General features: G+C 64.5%; 14 protein-coding genes. 2 read left to right on the top strand and 12 right to left on the bottom strand.

What is annotated here, in order from left to right:
* A complete protein-coding gene (locus B2U07_RS00740) occupies nucleotides 1–426 on the bottom strand; it encodes a hypothetical protein (protein ID WP_296275487.1) in 426 nt (141 codons plus the stop codon).
* A 183-nt stretch (nucleotides 427–609) separates the two neighbouring features.
* Here B2U07_RS00740 and B2U07_RS00735 point away from each other — a divergent pair, with 183 nt between their 5' ends.
* Complete coding sequence (locus B2U07_RS00735) at nucleotides 610–3,075, top strand: glycogen/starch/alpha-glucan phosphorylase (protein WP_296275485.1); 2,466 nt, start codon at nucleotides 610–612, stop codon at nucleotides 3,073–3,075.
* A gap of 56 nt (nucleotides 3,076–3,131) precedes the next feature.
* Here B2U07_RS00735 and B2U07_RS00730 read toward each other — a convergent pair whose 3' ends face one another.
* The 11 genes from B2U07_RS00730 to glgA all read right to left on the bottom strand — a co-directional run bounded on the left by B2U07_RS00730 (nucleotide 3,132) and on the right by glgA (nucleotide 19,235).
* Nucleotides 3,132–3,353, bottom strand: coding sequence for a hypothetical protein (locus B2U07_RS00730; protein ID WP_197855688.1), 222 nt, complete (start codon nucleotides 3,351–3,353; stop codon nucleotides 3,132–3,134).
* 129 nt (nucleotides 3,354–3,482) lie between these two features.
* Nucleotides 3,483–4,478, bottom strand: coding sequence for a lysylphosphatidylglycerol synthase domain-containing protein (locus B2U07_RS00725; protein ID WP_296275482.1), 996 nt, complete (start codon nucleotides 4,476–4,478; stop codon nucleotides 3,483–3,485).
* Nucleotides 4,475–5,677, bottom strand: coding sequence for a cardiolipin synthase ClsB (gene clsB, locus B2U07_RS00720; protein WP_296275480.1), 1,203 nt, complete (start codon nucleotides 5,675–5,677; stop codon nucleotides 4,475–4,477). Before clsB ends, B2U07_RS00725 begins: the two co-directional genes overlap by 4 nt.
* The gene (locus B2U07_RS00715) at nucleotides 5,674–6,462 is read right to left on the bottom strand and encodes an endonuclease/exonuclease/phosphatase family protein (protein ID WP_197855691.1); all 789 of its coding nucleotides are present in this window, start codon (nucleotides 6,460–6,462) and stop codon (nucleotides 5,674–5,676) included. Before B2U07_RS00715 ends, clsB begins: the two co-directional genes overlap by 4 nt.
* 16 nt (nucleotides 6,463–6,478) lie before the next feature.
* Entirely contained in the window at nucleotides 6,479–7,747 is a 1,269-nt protein-coding gene (locus B2U07_RS00710) for a zinc-dependent alcohol dehydrogenase (protein ID WP_296272592.1), read from the bottom strand.
* A 1,008-nt stretch (nucleotides 7,748–8,755) separates the two neighbouring features.
* Nucleotides 8,756–10,876 carry a glycogen debranching protein GlgX gene (glgX, locus tag B2U07_RS00705; protein ID WP_296275477.1) on the bottom strand — a complete coding sequence of 707 codons (2,121 nt, stop codon included), beginning with the start codon at nucleotides 10,874–10,876 and terminating at the stop codon, nucleotides 8,756–8,758.
* A 10-nt stretch (nucleotides 10,877–10,886) separates the two neighbouring features.
* The gene (locus B2U07_RS00700) at nucleotides 10,887–11,141 is read right to left on the bottom strand and encodes a DUF2934 domain-containing protein (RefSeq protein WP_013715573.1); all 255 of its coding nucleotides are present in this window, start codon (nucleotides 11,139–11,141) and stop codon (nucleotides 10,887–10,889) included.
* Nucleotides 11,131–13,902 carry a malto-oligosyltrehalose synthase gene (locus B2U07_RS00695; protein WP_296275475.1) on the bottom strand — a complete coding sequence of 924 codons (2,772 nt, stop codon included), beginning with the start codon at nucleotides 13,900–13,902 and terminating at the stop codon, nucleotides 11,131–11,133. The genes B2U07_RS00700 and B2U07_RS00695 overlap by 11 nt, the downstream gene beginning before the upstream one ends.
* The gene (gene malQ / locus B2U07_RS00690) at nucleotides 13,895–15,949 is read right to left on the bottom strand and encodes a 4-alpha-glucanotransferase (protein ID WP_275545065.1); all 2,055 of its coding nucleotides are present in this window, start codon (nucleotides 15,947–15,949) and stop codon (nucleotides 13,895–13,897) included. Before malQ ends, B2U07_RS00695 begins: the two co-directional genes overlap by 8 nt.
* A complete protein-coding gene (gene treZ / locus B2U07_RS00685; RefSeq protein ID WP_296275472.1) occupies nucleotides 15,946–17,676 on the bottom strand; it encodes a malto-oligosyltrehalose trehalohydrolase in 1,731 nt (576 codons plus the stop codon). Before treZ ends, malQ begins: the two co-directional genes overlap by 4 nt.
* A 23-nt stretch (nucleotides 17,677–17,699) precedes the next feature.
* Complete coding sequence (glgA, locus tag B2U07_RS00680; protein ID WP_197855697.1) at nucleotides 17,700–19,235, bottom strand: glycogen synthase GlgA; 1,536 nt, start codon at nucleotides 19,233–19,235, stop codon at nucleotides 17,700–17,702.
* Between the two features lie 232 nt (nucleotides 19,236–19,467).
* Between glgA and B2U07_RS00675 the strand changes: the two genes are divergently transcribed.
* A complete protein-coding gene (locus B2U07_RS00675) occupies nucleotides 19,468–19,950 on the top strand; it encodes a CinA family protein (protein ID WP_197855698.1) in 483 nt (160 codons plus the stop codon).
* Nucleotides 19,951–19,963: the final 13 nt, after the last annotated feature.

The raw sequence follows: 19,963 nt of genomic DNA, 5'->3' as shown, positions 1-19,963 counted from the left end.
TCAATCGCGCCAAGTGCCGCCGGCACTTTCGCAGTCAATGCGTACCTGCTTGAGGTCGCCCGCCTGGTAGTAATGAGTGACCACCTTGGCCTCGTTGGGCACGGCGGGGCGCGCTTTGCCCTGGTCATCGTCGCGGGAGCGATAGTTGCTCAGGGTTTCCTGGGTCAGTGCTGCTTCGCAGGTGCCCAGCCTGGCCTCGGCGCAGCTGGCTACCTTGCGTTGCTCGGTATTGATCATGTCGTCGGTTTCGTTATGGCACGACCAGTCGATGGCGCCTTCGTCCGTGCCGGTGAATTCGTAGCAGAACTCCTGGGCAACCTCCGCGATGGCGTCGCTGGAAGCCCTGGCACTGACATGGCAGGCCTCGGCCAATGCGTCGCCGGCCGCTAGCGCGCCGACCAGAAGGCCGGGAATGATGGCTCGCATGATGTTCTCCTTGACAATGGCGTTCATGAGTTGTGAGGGGAATCGCCAAGTCGAAGTTCAGGCTATCTGATCAGTGGCCGCGGGCAGAAAAAACCGGAACTCATGGCCGTTGCGAAGGCCACAAAGAAAAGCCGAACGTATCGCTTCGGCTGTTATCAACGCCACGCGCGCGAGGGGATGCAGATGAGCGAACCGCACGACGAGGCCGAGAGCGCCGTAGCACAGTTCAAGGCCGCCATTCTGGCCAAGCTGCGCTACGCCGTGGGCAAGGACCCGAGCACCGCCTTCGACCATGACTGGTTCGAAGCGCTGGCCCTGGCCACTCGCGACCACATGATCGACCGCTGGGAAGAGTCCTCAGCCCAGGTCGAGCGTCAGGGCGCCAAGCGTATCTATTACCTGTCTCTGGAGTTTCTCATTGGCCGCTTGCTGATGGACAACCTGAGCAATCTCGGCCTGCTCAATGTCGCCCGCCAGGCCATGGGCGAGCTTGGAGTTGAGCTCGAGCGCATTCGCCTGGTGGAACCTGACGCAGCGTTGGGCAACGGCGGCCTCGGGCGTCTGGCAGCCTGCTTCATGGAGAGCATGGCAACGCTGCGCCTGGCCGCCCACGGCTACGGTATCCGCTATGAGCATGGCCTGTTTCGTCAGGCGATCATCGACGGCTGGCAGGCAGAGCAGACCGAAACCTGGCTGGATTTCGGCAATCCCTGGGAGTTCGAGCGTCCGGAAGTGGCCTACCGCATCGGTTTTGGCGGCGGGGTGATGACGCTGGACGACGGCACCGGCACCACGCGGCTGCACTGGCAGCCGCAGGAGAGCGTGCGCGCCATTGCCTACGACACGCCGGTGGTGGGCTGGCGCGGTGCATCGGTCAATACCCTGCGGCTGTGGCGTGCACGCGCGGAGGAGGATCTGCAGCTGGATCGTTTCAACGCCGGCGATCACTTCGGCGCGGTGGCCGGCGAGGTCCGCGCGGAAAGCATCTCGCGCGTGCTCTATCCGGCCGACGATACCGAGGCTGGCCAGGAGCTGCGCCTACGTCAGGAGTACTTCCTGGTTTCCGCCTCGCTGCAGGACCTGCTCGAACGCCATCTGCGCCTGCATAAGGATCTGCAGAGCCTGCCGCAGCACGTGGCGATCCAGCTCAACGACACCCATCCGGCCATCGCCGTGGTCGAGCTGATGCGCTTGCTGGTGGACGACCATCGCATGCCCTGGGCGCAAGCCTGGCAGCTGACGGTGGCCACCACCGCCTATACCAACCACACGCTGCTGCCGGAGGCGCTGGAATCCTGGCCGGTGGCGCTGATGGAGCGTCTGCTGCCACGGCACCTGCAGATCATCTACCTGATCAACGCCGAGCATATCGATGCGCTGCGCGCCAAGGACATCCACGATTTTCGCCTGCTGCGCGCGGTATCGCTGATCGAGGAAGACCACGGCCGTCGCGTGCGCATGGGCAACCTGGCGTTTCTCGGTGCGCACAGTATCAACGGCGTGTCCGCACTGCATACGCGGCTGATGCGCGACACGGTATTCCGTGACCTGCACCGGCTTTATCCGGACCGGGTGAACAACAAGACCAATGGCGTGACCTTCCGCCGCTGGCTGTTTCAGGTCAATCCGGGGCTCACCCATCTGCTCGTCGATGCCCTGGGCGAGCCGGTGCTGCAGCGCCCCGAGGAGCACCTCAAGGCGCTCGAACCCTACGCCGAGCGCCAGGACTTTCGCGATGAATATGCGCTATGCCGACAGCGCAGCAAGGAGGCGCTGGCCGAGCGGGTCAGGCTGTTGCTGGGGATCAACCTCGACACCACGGCCATCTTCGACGTGCACGTCAAACGTATTCACGAATACAAGCGCCAGTTGCTCAACCTGTTGCACACAGTGGCCTTGTACCAGGCCATCCGCAACGACCCGACCACCGACTGGGTGCCGCGGGTGAAGATCTTCGCCGGCAAGGCAGCGGCCAGTTATCGCCAGGCCAAGCTGATCATCAAACTGGCCAACGACATCAGCCGCACCATCAATGACGATCCCACCGTGCGCGGCTTGCTCAAGGTGGTGTTCATACCCAACTACAACGTCAGCCTGGCCGAGACCATCATTCCTGCCGCCGATCTCTCCGAGCAGATTTCCACGGCCGGGCTTGAGGCCTCAGGCACCAGCAACATGAAGTTCGCCCTCAATGGCGCGCTGACCATCGGCACGCTGGACGGTGCCAATGTGGAGATGTGCGAGCAGGTTGGCGAGGAGCATATGTTCATCTTCGGCATGACCGCCCAGCAGGTCGCCGCAAGGCAGCGCCTGGGCCTGGAAATGGGCGATGTGGTGGCTGACTCGGAACGTCTGGAAGCCGCGCTTGGCGCCATCCGCGCCGGGGTGTTCTCGCCGGATGATCCGGCGCGCTACGTGGGCTTGGTGGACTCATTGCTCTACGAAGATCGCTTCATGGTCTGCGCCGATTTCGACGCCTACTGGAAGGCGCAGCGCCAGGTCGATCAACGCTGGCAGCGGCCTGAGCAATGGTGGCGTTCGGCGGTACTCAATACCGCACGTATGGGCTGGTTTTCATCCGATCGCACCATCGCCGAATACGCCAGAGATATCTGGCAGGTGCCGCTGCCGACGCGTGAAGGGGACTGAGGCCCGGGCCTGGTCAACGTCTTGCAACGAGGCGCGGCAAGACGTTGAACAGGCTTTCAGCGCTGCACGCGGTGCGCTGGAGTGGGGGCGCCTTTCTTGGGATGCAGAATGCGTGTGACCTGTACATCGGTGAATTCGTTGGGCCATTCGAAGGTGTGCAGGGCACTGAGGTAGAAGCGCGCCTGGTCTGGCGTAAGCTGCTCACGGTCCGATTCGACTTCGACGCTATGGGGCTGGTTGTGCAGGATGTAGCTGATCAGATGCAATGGCTTGGCCATGGTATGTCTCCGGTTTTGCTGAATGATGAGAGATAGACCAACCCATCTCGCCTGCGAGTTCCCGTCATCCGTCGGGTGGCGCATGCCGGCACGCTCCGGTGGAGGGAGCAGCGCGCGGCGCAGGCGTCACTACGGTGTATTACCTGCGCTGACCGGGCTGGGTTCCTCGACCGCCTGTTCGCCACGCTTGCGCAAGGTTTTCGCGCGTTTTTCCAGGACCAGGTAGGCGACGCTGGCCACCAGCAGCGGCAGCAGGTAATAGAGCACGCGATAGGCGAGCAGGGCGGCGATCAGGCTGGCCTGGCCGTACTGGTGCTGCAGCATGGCGAGGAACACCGCCTCGAGTACGCCCAGTCCGGCAGGGATATGTGCCACTACCGCAGCCATGCAGCTGATCAGCAACACGCCGAGCACGGAAGGGTAAGACGCACCCTCCGGCAACAGCCAGAAGATCAGCGCCGCCATCAGCGACCAGTTGCTCGCACCCAGGCACAGCTGCAGCAGCGCCATTTTCAGCGACGGCAGCTTGATCGAGCGCTCACGGAAGTGCCATACCCGCTGCGTGGCGAATGCGCAGATGCCGATATAGGCGCTGACTACGCCCAGCAGGCCGAAGCCCAGCAGTTGCAACCCTGTGACGCCGAGCGCCCAGTTATCCGGTAATTGCACCAGCCGCAGGGAGAAGATCACCCCGGCCAGGGCCATGTAGCCGGTCCAGTTGGTCAACAGACTGAGACTGAGGATGCGCGTCACCGTCGAGGCGCTCAGCCCCAGGCGCATGTACAGCCGATAGCGCATCGCCACACCGCCGATCCATGTGGTGAAATTGAGGTTGAAGGCATAGCAGACCATCGCCACCGGCATGACCTGGCGTGCCGGCAGGTGATGGCGACTGTAATGACGACCCAGCAAGTCGTAGCCACTGAACACCAGATAGCTGGCTAGAACGATCAATACACCGACCAGCAGAGTCTGGGCACTGTAATCGCTGAGCGACTGACGCACTTCGCCCCAGTCCAGGTTACGGATCAGCATGTACAGCAGCACCGGCACCGCCAGCAGAAAGAACAGGGTGAGTGCACGTTTGCCCCAGCGCATCCAGGGGTTGTTCTGAGCGCCATTCATCCGGTCTTTTCCTCTTCATAGCCGCTGGCCTTGTCGACAGGCTCGAGCGGTTTCAATGTCTTGCGATGCGCCGGTAGCCAGCCGGAGATCGCGGGGAAGCGGCGCAAAAAGTGAAAGCACAGAAACACCAGAGGCGCGCGCCACCAATAGCCGCGTATCACGCGTTCGAGCTCGATGCGCTTGCAATGCGCGGCAGACAGCTCGAGCAAATGGTCGTGAAGGTATTGGTTGAAGGGCCGGTCCTGAATCACCAGGTTAGCTTCCAGATTCAGCGCCAGGCTCAGTGGGTCAAGGTTGCTCGAGCCCACCGTGGACCACACGTCATCCACCAATGCCACCTTGCCGTGCAGCGGGCGCTGGCAGTATTCGTAGATCACCACACCGTCACGCAGCAGGTAGTTGTAAAGCAGGCGCGAGAAGACCTGCACCCAGCGCATGTCCGGCTGTCCCTGAAGAATCAGAGTCACTTGCACGCCGCGTCGCGCTGCATTGCGCAAGGCGCGGAGCACGCGATAACCCGGAAAGAAATAGGCATTGGCGATCACGATGCGTTTGCGCGCCAGTTCGAAGACGCGCAAGTGCTCATCTTCGATATCCGTGGTGTGACGCTCGTTGTCGCGCTCCAGCAGCATAATGCGAGCGTCTCCGGTCTCCTGCGTGTTGGCCTGTACCGGGCTCGGTCCAGCCAGGGCGGGGCGCAACAGGCGTAGCGTGCAGGTATGCAGGTCGGCAACGATAGGCCCGGTCACCTCCACGGCGTAGTCCTGCTTGGCCATCTCGCCATAATCGCCGAGGTGGTCGGCCGAATAGTTGATCCCGCCGACAAAGGCTCGCTCGCCGTCGATCACCACGATCTTGCGATGCAGGCGGCGGAACAGGTTGGTGCGCATGCCGAAACGCCGCGGGGCGGGGTCGAAGACATGGATTTTCACCCCTTCGCGCGTCATTGCCGCCACATATTCATTTTGCAGGTCGGCGGTGCCGTAGCCGTCCACGGCGATGACCACGCGCACACCGCGCCGCGCCGCCTCGATCAGCACTTCCTGCAGCTCCAGGCCAACCTTGTCTTCACGGATGATGAAGGTTTCCAGCAGTACCTCGACGCGCGCCGCGCGAATGCATTCGAACACCCGCGGGTAATAGCCCTCGCCATTGATCAACAGGCGCAGATGGTTGCCGTCTCGCCACATGCCGCTCACAGATGAATCTCCGCTGCCAGTGGCGCGTGGTCGGACAAATGCGACCAGGGCCGGGTAGACAACACCTGCGGCTCGTGCGCCGTGGCGTTGCGGGTATAGATACGATCCAGGCGCAGCAGCGGCATGCGTGCCGGAAAACTGCGCGCCGGCTTGCCGTGCCGATGTTCGAAGGCCTCGCGCAGGCCGTGCGGTGCCAACTGCTCGTCTGCACGCAAACGCCAGTCGTTGAAGTCGCCAGCCAGAATCACCGGGGCGCTGGGGTCGAAAGTCGCCAGCAGGTCGAGCAGCAGGCCGATCTGCTGACGGCGATGCGCCTCGCGCAGGCCGAGGTGCACGCACACCGCGTGCACGGCGTCGTGCCCCGGTACGTCGAGGCGGCAATGCAGCAGGCCGCGCTGCTCGGTGCCGCTGACCGTCACATCGAAGTTGTGGTGTTCTAGAATGGGGAAGCGCGAGAGCAGGGCGTTACCATGATGACCGTCCGGGTATACGGCGTTGCGCCCGTAGGCGAATTGCGGCCACATGCTGTCGGCGAGAAATTCGTATTGCGGCACGCTTGGCCAGTCGTGGAAGCGCTTGGCGTGCAGCGCATGGTTGCCGAGCACCTCCTGCAGGAAGACCAGGTCGGAGCCGGTGGCCTGCACGGCGCTACGCAGCTCCGGCAGGATAAAACGACGGTTTAGTGCGGTGAAGCCCTTGTGCGTGTTGATCGTCAGCACGCGCAGGCGCTTGACCGGTGTCACGCGGTCGATGATCACCTCCGGTTTGGCAATGGTGTTGTTCATTTTCGGCCCCGCTCGCTCACAGGCTGCCAGGCTTCTTCGAGCGTGACTCGCCGAGCGGATCTGCTTCGGCAATCACGCGATCTAAAATGGCGTCGCCATGCACCCGCTCTTCGCTGCCGTGGCTGGCGTCGTTCTTCGCCGGCTGCAATTGCACCTTGATCCAGCCGCTGTCACGACGGTCGAAGGCCTTGAAGGCTTCGATGGCATCGCTCATGGGTTTGACCTGGGTAAGGATCTTTGCCGGGTCGATGCGACCGGCCTGGACCATCTCGATCAGTTGCGGGATGTAGCGGCGATGGTTGCAATTACCCATGTTGACGCTGAGGTTCTTGTTCATCGCCTGGCCGATAGGAAAATCGCGCGCCTGCTGCGGGTAAACGCCGATGATGCCCAGCGTGCCGGCCTTGGCCAGGGCGTCGACGGCCCACTGCAGGGCCTGCTCGGGGGCGTCGCCGGGCTGCCATTCGTGGCCTTCGGGCTGGCGTGGCGAGTGGCCGTGGGCAGGGCACTGGGCATCGACGCCCACCGCATCGATGGCGCGGTCCACACCGATGCCATTGGTCAGCCGGCGCAGGGTTTCGACCGGGTCTTCACGGTCGAAGTTGATCACCTCGGCGCCCTGGCGACGGGCCATGTCCAGTCGATCGTCGAGATGATCGATGGCGAACACGCGCGCAGCGCCAAGTAGCTTGGCGCTGGCAATGGCGAACTGGCCGACCGGCCCGGCGCCGAATACGGCGACGGTATCGCCGCTGCCGACTTCGGCCAGTTCGGCGCCAAAGTACCCCGTGGGGAAAATATCGGAGAGCAGGATGGCCTGGTCGTCGCTGATCTCGCTGGGCAGCTTCACCAAGCCGATGTTGGCGAAGGGAATGCGCGCCATTTCGGCCTGCAGGCCATGGAATGCGCCGGTGATTTCCGGGCCGCCGTAGAAGGAAGTGCCGGCCTGCTTGCCGTTGGGGTTGGCCTCGTCGCATTGGGCATAGTAGCCAGCGCGGCAATAGCTGCAGTTGCCACAGGCAATGGTGGAGGGCACCACGACGCGGTCACCGATGTTCAGGTTGCGCACGTCGCTGCCCAGCGCTTCGACGATGCCCACGGCCTCATGGCCAAGGATGGTGCCCTTGCGCATGCCACCTACGGTGCCACGTACGAAATGCAGGTCGGTGCCGCAGATGGCCGAGGCGGTGATGCGAATGACCGCATCGGTACTGGCCTGCACCTCGGGTTCCGGCACATCGTCCAGGCGAATATCGCCAATGTCGTGGAATACCACTGCTTTCATGATCGTCTCCCGTTGTCGGTCAGATGGCCGCAGCCTGTGACTATCAGCTGGGTCTCTGCCATGGGATGCACCGTGTACGCTGAAAGTTGGCGTCACGGTTTATCCGATGTCTTTGTTTTTCGAGTCGAGGGAGGAAAGCAGGGTTCAGGCTTTTTTTGGGTTCGGATGGTTTGGGAAAGGTGCGGGTTGATACCGGACTGGCAATTACGTGTTAGCTGTCGATGACTTGGCACTATTCGTTAGCGCGCCGCCTGTCCTGATGGGTTTCGCCCCTTACGGGCGACTTACTTTCTTTGCTTGTGCAAAGAAAGTAAGCAAAGAAACACACCCCTACATACGGCCCCGGCTGCGCCGGGGTTCCCTCGTTCCATCACCGCTCCAGGGGCACGCCGTGAAGGGCCATCCCTGGCCCATCACGGCTCTCGCGACATCCATGTCGCTCAACCCCTTACGCGGCGATTCCACTCGGCCTCCTGAAGGGGAACCATTTCGCGAGCTTGCGACATCTCCGCAAGATCAAAGTCGGTAGCGTTTGGCTTTTGCTCTTGAAGCGCGATCTCACAGACGGCGCCCAACTCCCCTTTAGGAGGCCGAATGGAGGTGTTGCATAGGGGAGCGAGCCGCATGGATGCGGCGAAATACCGATGGCGGCCCCGCTTAAAGGGCCAGGGATGGCCCTTGTAAGCCGGCCCCCGGAGCGGCGCCGGAGCGAGGGTAGTTTCGCGTAGCGAAACCCGGATGTTGGGGTGCCCTTCTTTGGCACACCTTTCTTGGGCAAGCAACGAAACGTAGCGAAGCGGAGTAACAGCCGCAGGCTGGCCCGAAGGGTGAGCGCAGCGAATCAAGGTGTGGCGCCCGTAAGGGGCGCAACCGAAACGCTCAGTGCACGCGGTAATGAATATTGCTAAGTCAGTAAGCGATAGGCACACAAACTTGCCAGTCCGGTGCCTAACGTCTCTCCCGCTAAATGCGAAGAACCTTACCGGCCAGCCATCCATGGCTGCCGTTTCAGCGCTGCAGTTCCAGCAGTTGCAGGGAGCGGCCAGTCAGCTCGAGGGTCTCGCTGTAGAGCGGTCGCTGCTCTCCGGCTTCATCCGGGCGGTGGGTGTCGAGCAGGCAGATCCAGTGCTTGCCGCCAGCCACTTCCGGCAGTTGAAAACTGCGCCCGTCGTGATGTGCGTTGAGCAGCAGCAACAGGGTGGCGTCGGCACCGCTGCGTTTGATGCCGGTGGGCTGGGCACGACCGTCGAGCAGCATGCCCATGCAGCGCGCCTCGCCGTCGTGCCAGTGCGCCTCGGTCATTTCCTCTCCACCAGGGGCCAGCCAGGTGACGTCCTTGACGCCCAGCTCCTCGTTGTAATGGCCCACCAGAAAGCGTCCGCGACGCAGGATAGGGTAGCTGCGGCGCAGGGCGATCAGGCGTTGGCAGAACGCGGTCAGCGCCTGGCCTTCCTCGTCGATGGCCCAATCGACCCAGCTCAGCTCGTTGTCCTGGCAATAGGCGTTGTTGTTGCCGTGCTGGGTGCGCCCGAACTCGTCGCCGGCCAGCAGCATCGGCGTGCCCTGGGCGAACAGCAGGGTGGCCAGCAGGTTGCGCATCTGCTGCAGGCGCAACTGGCGAATGTCCTGATCATCCGTCTCGCCTTCGCAGCCGTGGTTCCAGGAGATGTTGTGGTCGGTGCCGTCCTGGTTGTTCTCGTCGTTGGCCTCGTTGTGCTTGTGGTCGTAAGACACCACGTCGCGCAGGGTGAAACCGTCGTGCGCGGTGATGAAGTTGACCGAGGCGAACGGGCGCCGGCCGCGCTGGTTGTAGAGGTCGCCGGAGGCGGTGAGACGGCTGGCCAGCGCGGCCAGTTCGCCTTCGTCGCCTTTCCAGAAGGCGCGCACGTTGTCGCGGAACTTGTCGTTCCATTCCGCCCAGCCGGGTGGGAAGCCACCGACCTGATAGCCGCCGGGGCCGCAGTCCCAGGGCTCGGCGATCAGCTTGACCTTGCTCAGCACCGGGTCCTGGCGACAGGCGACGAGGAAACTGTGGCGCTCGTCGAAGCCGTCGGCGTAACGCCCGAGGATTGTGGCCAGGTCGAAACGAAAGCCATCCACACGCATCTCGGTGGCCCAGTAACGCAGCGAGTCGGTGACCATCTGCAGCACGCAGGGGTGGCTCAGATCCAGGGTATTGCCGGTGCCGGTGTCATTGACGTAATAGCGGCGCTCGTCGGGCATCAGACGGTAATAGCTGGCATTGTCGATGCCGCGCATGCACAGGGTCGGGCCGCGCTCGTTGCCCTCGGCGGTGTGGTTGTAGACCACGTCGAGAATCAGCTCCAGGCCGGCCGCGTGCAGGTGGGCAACCATCTCCTTGAACTCGCTGATCTTGCCGCTGGCCAGGTAGGCGGGGTGGGGCGCGAAGAAACCGATGCTGTTGTAGCCCCAGTAGTTGTTCATGCCCTTTTCCAGCAGGTGCTGGTCGTTGACGAAGGCGTGCACCGGCAACAGTTCCAGGCTGGAGATGCCCAGCTCGCGCAAGTAGCGCAGCAGCTGGGGGTTGGTCAGCGCCGCGCAGGTACCGCGATGCGAGTCGGGCACCGCCGGATGGCGCATGCTCAGGCCACGCAGGTGGGCCTCGTAGATCACCGTGCTGTCCCAGGGGATGCGCGGCGACGGTTGCTCGCCCCAGGTGAAGGCCGGGTCGATCACCTTGCACTTGGGGACGAAGGGCGCGCTATCGCGCTCGTCGAAGCTCAGATCACCGTCCGGGTCGCCGATGGTGTAGCCGAACAGCGCCTCCGACCACTGCAGCTTGCCTACCAGCTGCTTGGCGTAGGGGTCGATCAACAGTTTGTTGGGGTTGAAGCGGTGCCCGGCCTCCGGCTCGTAGGGGCCGTACACGCGGTAGCCGTAGACTTGCCCGGGACGCGCGTCGGGCAGATAGCCATGCCAGATCTCGTCGGTGTATTCCGGCAGTTCGATGCGCTCGATTTCCGTCTTGCCCTGTTCGTCGAACAGGCACAGCTCGACGCGCGTCGCGTGCGCAGAGAACAGGGCAAAGTTGACCCCAAGGCCATCCCAACTGGCGCCCAGCGGGAACGGCCTGCCTTCGGTGACGCGTGAGCGCTGTTGTTTGCGCATGGTGGCGATCTCAGGCTTTCGGCGTCTTGGGTGTGCGCGGAGCACGGGGTTTCTTCAGCAATGCCGGCTGTTCGGCTTCGCTCAGCGGCACCGTCTTCGGCTTGCTGATACGCCGCGGCTTGGGCGCTGCCGGAGTCTGGGCCTGCGCCTCGGCTTCGGCCAGTTTGCTGGCCATTTTCCAGTGGCGCTCATGCTGGCCATGGGGACGACCTTCGGACTCCCAGATCTGGAAGGCAAATTCGCGGATACGCTGTTCATCGATCATGGCGTGGCTCCTGTAATGACGGGGTGATACGAAGCAGATTGACTGGAAACCTGGCCAGTGCAGTGGCAAGCGCGATGCCCTGATCCGTGGCGACCTGGCAGTCGCCAAGCAGACCCGTTGCCTGCCGGGCATGCAGTTCTTCGGGCAATACGACCCTGGTGTTGCCCCAACGCTGTGGCGGTACGTGCGGCACCGGGTGCTCGCCTAGCAGGCCAGCGGCCAGCCGTGGGACGATGACCAGCAGGTGGTCGTCGCCATGGCTGCGCAGGAAGGCGAGCACCTGAGCGGCGTGCTCACCGGTGACGCCAAGCGGGCGGTAACTGCCCTGGCTGAACAGCAGCGGACAGTCGGCACGCAAGGCCAGTGTCTGGCGGATCAGCCACTGCTTGATGCGCCCGTCCTGCCAGTTGGCCAACCTGGCCTCGGGCGTGACCTCGGCGTGCAGGGCAGCCTGTCGCGCGGGGAAATCCACGGGGCGGCGGTTGTCCGGGTCGACCAGGCTGAAATCCCAGAACTCGCATCCCTGATAGAGATCGGGCACGCCGGGCGTGGTCAGGCGCAGCAGGCACTGCACCAGGCTGTTCAGCGCACCGGCCGGCGCCAGCGCTGCAAGCGCGCTGACCAGCTCCCCGCGCATGGCCAGCCCTGAGGGTTCGCACAGCAGGCGCCGCAGAAAGTCCGCACAGGCGGCCTCGTAGTCGTCGTTCGGCGCACTCCAGGCGCTGTTGAGCTTGGCCTCGCGCAACGCCTTGCGCTGCCAGCCGAGCAGACGCTGCAGGTAGGCATCCAGGCCCGCATCATCATCCGCTTGCAGCCCCAGCGGCCAGCTGCCGATCAATGCCTGGTAGAGAATCGCCTCTTCGCCACCATCCGGCGCTTGCTGCAGATGTCGACTGCGCAGCGGTTGTGCCAGGCGATGCCAGTGTTTGACCCGCTCGGCATACCAGGTGGCGCGCTCGCTGAGCACCGCCAGGCGCGCGCGGCAGTCTTCGCCGCGCTTGTGATCATGGGTGGCGGTGGCCAGCAGGTTGAGCGGGTGCTGCGCTGCGCGCTCGGCGCAGGCCTGGTGAAAATGTTCGGCACTGGCACTGAAATGCTCGGCATCGAAGCCCACGTCATAGCGCGAGAGCAGCACGCCTGCGCGATACAGCGCGGTGTCTTCGACGGCCTTGGCGGCCACCGGCGAGGTCAGCTGCTGGAAGCGCGTCAGCGCCTGGGCACGCAGGCGCCGCGCGCGGCCGGGCGGCATGGCACGCAGGAAGGCGCCGCCGAGCCAGTCGTCGAGATGCGGCAGCAACGGCCAGTCGGCCTCGGCCAGGGTCTGCCGTGCCCCGTCCAGCGCCTGCTGGAAGAAACGCCGGTCCTGCTGCGAGCGGCCGCAGGCCTGGGCATAGGTGCGATACACCGGGAAATGCACGATCAGCTCGCGCAGCGCCCGGCGGATCGCGCCGAGGGTCAGGTCGCGCGTCGCGATATCGTGGCGCGCGACATGCAGCAGGCGCTGGGCGACTTCCTCCAGATCGCCGGCCAGCGAGCCCTCCAACACCAGCCGGCGCGCCTGCTGGATTTCTTCCTCGAACGCCGTCGGCCGGCCGCTGAGCGCTTGCCACAGCGCGCTGAGTGGCAGCTCGCCGTGCGGATCGTGCTGCAGCAGCGACACCTGGTTCATGAATTCGTAGCCGGTGCTGCCGTCCACCGGCCACTCCTGCGGCAGGCTCTCATCGGCGCCGAGAATCTTCTCCACGAAAATCGGGAAGGGCGCATCGCCGCGCAGCTGGCGGACGCGGCGCCGCAACCGACTGCAATAGGCACGCGGATTGGCCAGGCCGTCGATGTGATCGATGCGCAGGCCGTCGACCAGGCCGCGCTCGATCAGTTCGAAAACCTTGGCATGTGTCTGTTCGAACACCTGGCGATGCTCGACGCGCAGTGCGCCGAGCTCGTTGATATCGAAAAAGCGCCGCCAGTTGATGTCGTCCGCCGCGGTACGCCAGCTGGCCACGCGGTAATGCTGGCGTTCCAGCAGTGCGTGCAGGCGTTTCTGCGCCGCTTCGTCATTGCCCTGAAAGCTGGCGAGCAGAGGCGGTACCTTTTCAGACTGGGCGACCAGTTCGACAGACAGCTGTGCGGCCTGTGCGCGGCTGGCGTCATCATTGCCCAGGCGGGCGAAGCGCTGACCCAGCTCGCGCAAGTCGGCATCATCGCTGCCACGCAGGATGCTGGCGTAGCTGGCGGGCGTCAGCGGCAGGCGATGCTCGAAGTGCTGCGCATGGAAGCGTCCGCGCTCGGCATCGAAGTGCAGCTCCAGGGTGCCATCACGCAGCGCCTCGCCGTAGTCGCTGCGCAGGAAGGGCACCAGCAGCTGGCCGCTGAGCAGCGGGTCATGGGATTGCCATTGGATGTCGAAAAACGCTGCGTAGGGGCTGCCTTGCCCCCATTCCAGCACGTCCAGCCACCAGGGATTGCCATCGCCACCGACGGCCATATGGTTGGGCACGATATCCAGAATCAGCCCCATGCCATGGGCGCGCAGGGCTTCCACCAACTTGACCAGTGCGTCTTCGCCGCCCAGCTCGGGGTTGATCCGGCTCGGGTCGATCACGTCGTAGCCGTGCTGCGATCCGGGGCGGGCCGTGAGAATCGGCGAAGCGTACAGGTGGCTGATCCCCAGCTGCGCCATGTAGGGCACCTGCGCAGCCGCGTCGTACAGAGTGAAGTCCTTGTGCAGCTGCAGACGCAGCGTGGCGCGCAACTCAGTCATTGCCAGCCTCCCGGCGTGCGCCGTCGAGAGTGGCCAGGCGCTCGCTGGTAGCCGGCTGTTCCAGCAGCTCGCTGACTGCCAGTGGATAGCGGCGCCGCCAGTTGGGGTGAATGTCGCCAGGGCCGGGCAGGTTGGGCTGCTGCTCCAGGCCACAGGCATCCTCCAGCGGCAACAGCGCCAATGGCGCCGGGGTACGGCCGATATGTTCGATGCAGGCTTGCAGGCCGGCATCGTCATCGCTGCCGGTTACCAGGCCTTGGCGTTCGAACAGCTGGCGCAGCGCCACACGCTCGCCGGCACGCTCGGCGTGGTCGCCTTCCAGCAGCTCGGCGTCGCGCTGGCCGGCGCGCACTCGCCATTCCAGATCGCGGCCGGCGAGCCAGCCCTTGATCGTCGGCAGGTCATGGGTGGTGGTGGTCGCCAGGGCGTTGTCCGGCCAACGATCGGCCGGGACGAAACCGAGGTCGTCCTGCTCGAACAGCAGCACTCGGGTACCGAGGATATTGCGTGCGGCGAGCTTGTCGCGCAGGCCCTCGGGCACGGTGCCGAGGTCTTCGCCGATGACCAGCGCGCGATGGCGGTGCGACTCCAGGGCCAGCAGGCGCAGCAGGTCGTCCAGCGGGTAGCGTAGGTAGGCGCCGTGCTGGGATTCCGCGCCCTGGGGGATCACCCACAGCCGCTGCAGCCCCATGACATGATCGATACGGATGCCGCCGGCATGCGCAAGGTTGGCCTGGAGCATTTCGATGTAGGCGCGAAAGCCGTGCTGACGCAGGCCCTGCGGCGAGAAGGCGGCGACGCCCCAGTTCTGCCCCTGGCGATTGAGCACGTCCGGTGGCGCACCGACGGTGACCCGGGGCAGCAGCTCGTCCTGACGCGACCAGGCCTGGCTGCCGGCGCAATCGGCGCCCACGGCCAGGTCGGCGATCAGGCCGATGCCCATGCCAGCGCCACTGGCCGTGGCCTGGGCCGTTTCCAGTCCATGGGCGATCAACCATTGGCAGAAGGCGTGATAACGCAGCTCATCGGCTTGTTCGAGGGCGAAACGGGTCACCGCGCCCTGGTTCGGGCTGCGCAGTTCGTCCGGCCAGGTGCGCCAGTCGCCGCTGCTGCCTTCGCGCAGGCGCTGCGCATGGATGGCCTCGAAGCAGCAATGCTGCTCGAGCGCTTCGCCGCCAGCGGCGCGAAATGCCTCGAAACGTTCCCGCAGCGGGGCGGGGGCCTGGCGAAAGTCTTCGTACAGTTGCCGTAGCAGACGCGTGCGAACCTGCGCCACGGACGGCCAGTCGATCAGTTCCAGCGCCTCCAGGCGCGTCATTTCACCCTGCAGCCCGGCGGCCTGGATGGCACGCCTGACGCGCTCCTCACCCAGCAGGGTGACCGGCGCGGCGTAGAGGGTGTTGAAGAACAGCCGGCTGGACGGCGAGTAGGGGCCGTAGCTGTGCAGATCGGAGCTGAATTGCGCGTGCACCGGGCTCAGGCCGATGGCGTCGGCGCCGTGATTGGCGGCATGGCGGGCCAGGTCCGCCACGGCCAGCGTATCGCCCAGCCCGCCGTCGCCAGCACGGCGCAGGCCGTAAAGTTGGGCGGTCAGGCCCCAGATACGCGGTTTACCGCACAGTTCCTGTACCGATAAGCAGGCTTGTGGCGCCACCGCGAGCGCATGTCGGGTGTCGCGAATTTCCAGTTGGTAATAACCAAGCTGCTGCTGGGGCGGCAGGCGGCCATCTTGGTCAAGTCGTCCTTCGCTGACGTTGCCCTGTTCGTCGGTCAAGCGGTAGGGGCTCTCGGCAGGGTAGAGGCTCAGCGCCAGAGGCAGGCCCTGGTCCTGCAGGAGCAGGTTGGAATCTTCCGGCACATGCTGGCGGTGCACCAGCGAGGTCAGGCTTTCACGTATCTGCTCGGGGCTTTGTGCGGGGTAGCCCAGCGCCTCCAGCAGGTTGCGCTGCGCCTCCGGAGTTACGCTTTGTGGCTTACCGTAGGCGTCGACCCAGTCGATGCTGAGGTCCGCGGCCTGAGCCAGTTCGGCCAGCAATTGATCGCTCATCGGGCGGGCTCCAGGGTGACCAGAACGCTGCGCGGCGGCAGTTGCGCCTGGCGCAGGTCGGCGTCATCGATACGAAAGGTGTACAGGCGCTCGCCGTGCATGGCCGTCGCGGGCAGGGCAGTGGTGCTGCTGCCCAGGTTGATGGCGATGCTCAGCGCCGGGCCGTTGCCGAGGCGCCAGCGCGCCAGCACGGCACCGTCGCCCAGCACTTGCGCGCCGAGGCTGCGGGCCTCCTGTAGGCCTGGCAACAGGCGGCTGTGGCGCACTTGCAAAAGGCCGCGATAGAAGGCCAGCCACTCGCGCTGCTCGGGCTCCAACGCTGGCGTCAGGTCCGGCTGCGAGCGCTGGAAGCTGGCCTCGGCATTGGGGTCGGCAATGGCCTCGCGGCTGTGCGCCGAATTGAATTGGGAGAAGTCGGCGAATTCGTTGCGCCGACCTTCACGTACCGCGTTGGCCAACTCATCGTGGTAATCGGTGAAGAACAGGAACGGCCGCTTGCTGCCCCATTCCTCACCCATGAACAGCAGCGGCACCATCGGGCACAGCAGCAGTAGTACGGTGGCGGCCTTCAGCGCATCGCTGTCGGCGAGCAGCGTCAGGCGCTCGCCAAAGGCGCGGTTGCCCACCTGGTCATGGTTCTGCAGGAACAGGACGAAGGCATTCGGCGGCAGGTCGGCACTAGGCTCGCCGCGCGGCTGGCCGTGGCGATTGGCCTGGCCCTGGTAGACGAAGCCCTGCTCCAGGCAGGTGGCCAGCTTGCGCGTTGGCGCCTGGGCGTAATCGGCGTAGTAGCTTTCGTTCTCGAAGGTGAGCAGCGCATGCAGGGTGTTGTGGCCATCGTCGTTCCACTGCGCATCGAAGCCATCGCGCAGCAGGTGCGCGGCGTTGTGCTCGTTCTCCAGCACCAGATGCACCTGGCGTTGCTGCGGCACTGCCGAGCGTACGCGCGCTGCCAGCGCCTTGAGAAAGTCGTCATCGTCGATGGCGTGCACGGCGTCCAGGCGCAGGCCGTCGACGCGATAGTCGAGCAACCACATCAGGGCGTTTTCGCAGAAGAAGTCGCGCACCTGCGGTCGGCTGAAATCGATGGCCGCGCCCCAGGGCGTGGTGCGCTCTTCGTGGAAGAACTGTCGTGCGTACACGCCCAGGTAATTGCCGTCCGGGCCGAAGTGGTTGTAGACCACGTCGACGAATACCATCAGGCCATGGGCATGGGCGCTGTCGATCAGTTGCTTGAGTTCTTCGGGTGTACCGTAGGCGTTGGCCGGGGCGAAGGGCAGCACACCGTCGTAGCCCCAGTTGCGCGTGCCGGAGAAGGCATTCAGCGGCATCAGCTGCAAGGCGGTGACGCCCAAGTCGGCCAGGTGCGGAAGATGCTCGATGACCTGCTGAAAACCTCCGAACAGGCCGACATGCAGCTCGTACAGCACCGTCTCGTGCCAGGGCCGGCCATTCCAGTCGTGGTGATGCCAGACATGGGCCGAATGGTCGACCACCTGGCTGAAGCCATGCACATCCTCGACCTGGCGGCGCGAGGCCGGGTCGGGTACCGACCACTGGCCATCGATGCGATAGCGATAGCGGGAGTCGGCCGGACACTCCAACAGCGCCACGAACCAGCCATCCTCCTGCGGCTGCATCGGTTGCAGCCCACCGTCCTGCAGTTCCAGTTCCACGCGGCTGCTGCTCGGCGCCCAGAGGGCGAAGCGCACGCGTCCATCGGCCATTGGCCGGGCTCCATGGCTGTACATCAACGCAGGGCCCGGCGGGCGCTGACCTGGCTCAGCAGGCGCTGGAACAATCGGTCATAGGGCTGCACCGACTGGCGCCAGAACAGCGGCGAGCGCATGGCGTGGCAGCGCATGGCCTCCAGCAGTTCGGGATGCTCGAAGACCTGCAGCGCGCGGTCGATCGCTTCGCGGTAGGCATCGACGTGCGGCTCATCGAAGAGAAAACCGCTGACGCCGTCCTCGATGGTATCGGCCAGTCCGCCGGTGCAGCGCGCGATGGGCAGCGAGGCGTAGCGCTGCGCATACATCTGGCTGAGGCCGCAGGGCTCGAAGCGCGAAGGCATGAGCAGGAAGTCGCTGCCGGCATACAGCCGCCGCGCATCGCTCTCGTTGAAGCCGATGTGCACGCCGATACGTCCGCGATGACGCCGGCCAAGCTCCGCCATGGCGGCCTCCAGCGCCGGCTCGCCCTGACCGATCACGCCGATGCGGCCGCCGCGGGCGACGATGTGTTCGGCCACTTGCAGCGTCAGATCTATACCTTTCTGCTGCACCAGGCGCGACACCACGGCGAACAGCGGGCCATCGGCATCGAGATTCAGCCAGCGCTGCACGTATTCGGTATTGGCCTGCTTGCCGGCCCAGTCACCGGCGCTGAAGCCCTGCTGCAGATGCGGGTCGCTCTCGGGCTGCCAGCTTTCGTCGATGCCATTGGCAATGCCGCTGAGCTGATTGACCAGCACCTTGGCGCGCAGCAGGCCGTCCAGGCCGCAGCCTTGCTCCGGCGTGGTGATTTCCCGGGCATAGCGGCGGCTCACGGTGGTCACGTGCTGGGCATAGGCGATGCCGGCCTTGAGAAACGACAGCTGACCATAGAACTCCAGTCCATCGACGCCGCACGCCGACTCCGGTATCGCCAGCTCGCTGGCGCAGCGCATGTCGCACAGGCCCTGATAGGCCAGGTTGTGAATGGTCAGCACGGCGGGAGCGCTGACCTGGCGCCAGGCCATATAGGCGGGGGCCATCGCTGCCGGCCAGTCATTGGCGTGCACCAACTCCGGGCGCCACTGGATACCGGCATCGCCCGATGCGATTTCCGCAGCGGCCAGGCCAAGGCGGGCGAAGCGAATGTGGTTGTCGGCCCAGTCACGCCCCTGCGCATCGACGTAGGGCGAACCGTCGCGCTCGTACAACGCATGGTTGAGCAGAACGTAGACGATCAGCCCATCGGCCAGATCCATGCGTCCGATCTGGCAGGGCGGCAGGGCGGCCACGCCCGGCAGTTGCCCGACGATGCGGATCGGCCGGCCACTTTCCACGACCTTGCGATAGCCGGGAATCAGCAGGCGCATGTCATGTTGTGGCGACAATGCACGTGGCAGCGCGGCGGATACGTCACCCAACCCGCCACACTTGATCAGGTCGGCGAACTCCGAGGTCACGAACAGTACGCGCTTACGCTCGGGATGCTCACTGTGCATCTGCAAGGAGGGCTTGGCTGCGGCGCAGAGGGTAGGTGTGGACGGAATATGTGCGGAGGCTGCAGCACTTGCCATGTCTCTCTCCATTTGGTTTGGACCTGAGGACGACTCGCCTGCTGGGCGAGGGCCTTTTGGAGGAGTGCAATGAGCATGATCGACAATCTCCCCCCTTACCCTTTTCCTGACGGGGTGAATGCGACAAAGGTTCGACCTTTTTTTACCAGGCAAGCGCAACGTGAAAGGTTGAACTTTGCCCACTGCTGACGCTTCCACAGAGCTTCATGGGTAGCATCAAGGAGAAGGGCAGATGCACAGCATCGAGCAGGTGGTTAATTTTCTCAGCAAGTACAAGCTGCGCCTGGCCACCGCCGAGTCCTGCACGGCCGGGCTGATCAGCTCGCTGGTGGCGGACGTGCCCGGTAGCGGCCAGGTCCTCGACTGCGCATTCGTTACCTATTCGCCCCAGGCCAAACAGCGCTGCCTGGGCGTCAACCCGGAGACCATCGAGCGCTTTGGCCTGACTAGCGAGGAAGTGGCGCGGGAAATGGCGCTCGGCGCCTTGCAGCGCAGCGATGCCGATATCGTCCTGGCCAACACCGGACTGGCGGAAGCGGAAGGGGATATGGATGGGGTGCAGTGCATCGCCTGTGCGATTCGACTCGATCAGCACCAGGGTATCGTCAGCGAGACGGTTCAGTTCAGCGGCAGCCGCAACGAAGTGCGCGAGGAGACGGCGCGCTATGCGCTGATGCAACTGTCGTACTACTACGAACGGTTGCGCCAGGTTTGACGCTGATAGCGTA

The organism is Pseudomonas sp. UBA7530, from assembly GCF_002479365.1.
Classification (GTDB): Bacteria; Pseudomonadota; Gammaproteobacteria; order Pseudomonadales; family Pseudomonadaceae; genus Aquipseudomonas.
This window is presented reverse-complemented; position numbering and strand designations above follow the sequence as displayed.

Bases quoted from the DNA above. Each gene is read 5' to 3' on its own strand.
- B2U07_RS00735 (WP_296275485.1), top strand. From the start codon at position 610: ATGAGCGAACCGCACGACGAGGCCGAGAGCGCCGTAGCACAGTTCAAG.
- glgA (WP_197855697.1), bottom strand. From the start codon at position 19,235: ATGGCAAGTGCTGCAGCCTCCGCACATATTCCGTCCACACCTACCCTC.
- malQ (WP_275545065.1), bottom strand. From the start codon at position 15,949: ATGAGCGATCAATTGCTGGCCGAACTGGCTCAGGCCGCGGACCTCAGC.
- treZ (WP_296275472.1), bottom strand. From the start codon at position 17,676: ATGGCCGATGGACGCGTGCGCTTCGCCCTCTGGGCGCCGAGCAGCAGC.
- B2U07_RS00700 (WP_013715573.1), bottom strand. From the start codon at position 11,141: ATGATCGATGAACAGCGTATCCGCGAATTTGCCTTCCAGATCTGGGAG.
- B2U07_RS00730 (WP_197855688.1), bottom strand. From the start codon at position 3,353: ATGGCCAAGCCATTGCATCTGATCAGCTACATCCTGCACAACCAGCCC.
- B2U07_RS00725 (WP_296275482.1), bottom strand. From the start codon at position 4,478: ATGAATGGCGCTCAGAACAACCCCTGGATGCGCTGGGGCAAACGTGCA.
- B2U07_RS00740 (WP_296275487.1), bottom strand. From the start codon at position 426: ATGCGAGCCATCATTCCCGGCCTTCTGGTCGGCGCGCTAGCGGCCGGC.
- B2U07_RS00695 (WP_296275475.1), bottom strand. From the start codon at position 13,902: ATGACTGAGTTGCGCGCCACGCTGCGTCTGCAGCTGCACAAGGACTTC.
- glgX (WP_296275477.1), bottom strand. From the start codon at position 10,876: ATGCGCAAACAACAGCGCTCACGCGTCACCGAAGGCAGGCCGTTCCCG.
- B2U07_RS00715 (WP_197855691.1), bottom strand. From the start codon at position 6,462: ATGAACAACACCATTGCCAAACCGGAGGTGATCATCGACCGCGTGACA.
- B2U07_RS00675 (WP_197855698.1), top strand. From the start codon at position 19,468: ATGCACAGCATCGAGCAGGTGGTTAATTTTCTCAGCAAGTACAAGCTG.
- B2U07_RS00710 (WP_296272592.1), bottom strand. From the start codon at position 7,747: ATGAAAGCAGTGGTATTCCACGACATTGGCGATATTCGCCTGGACGAT.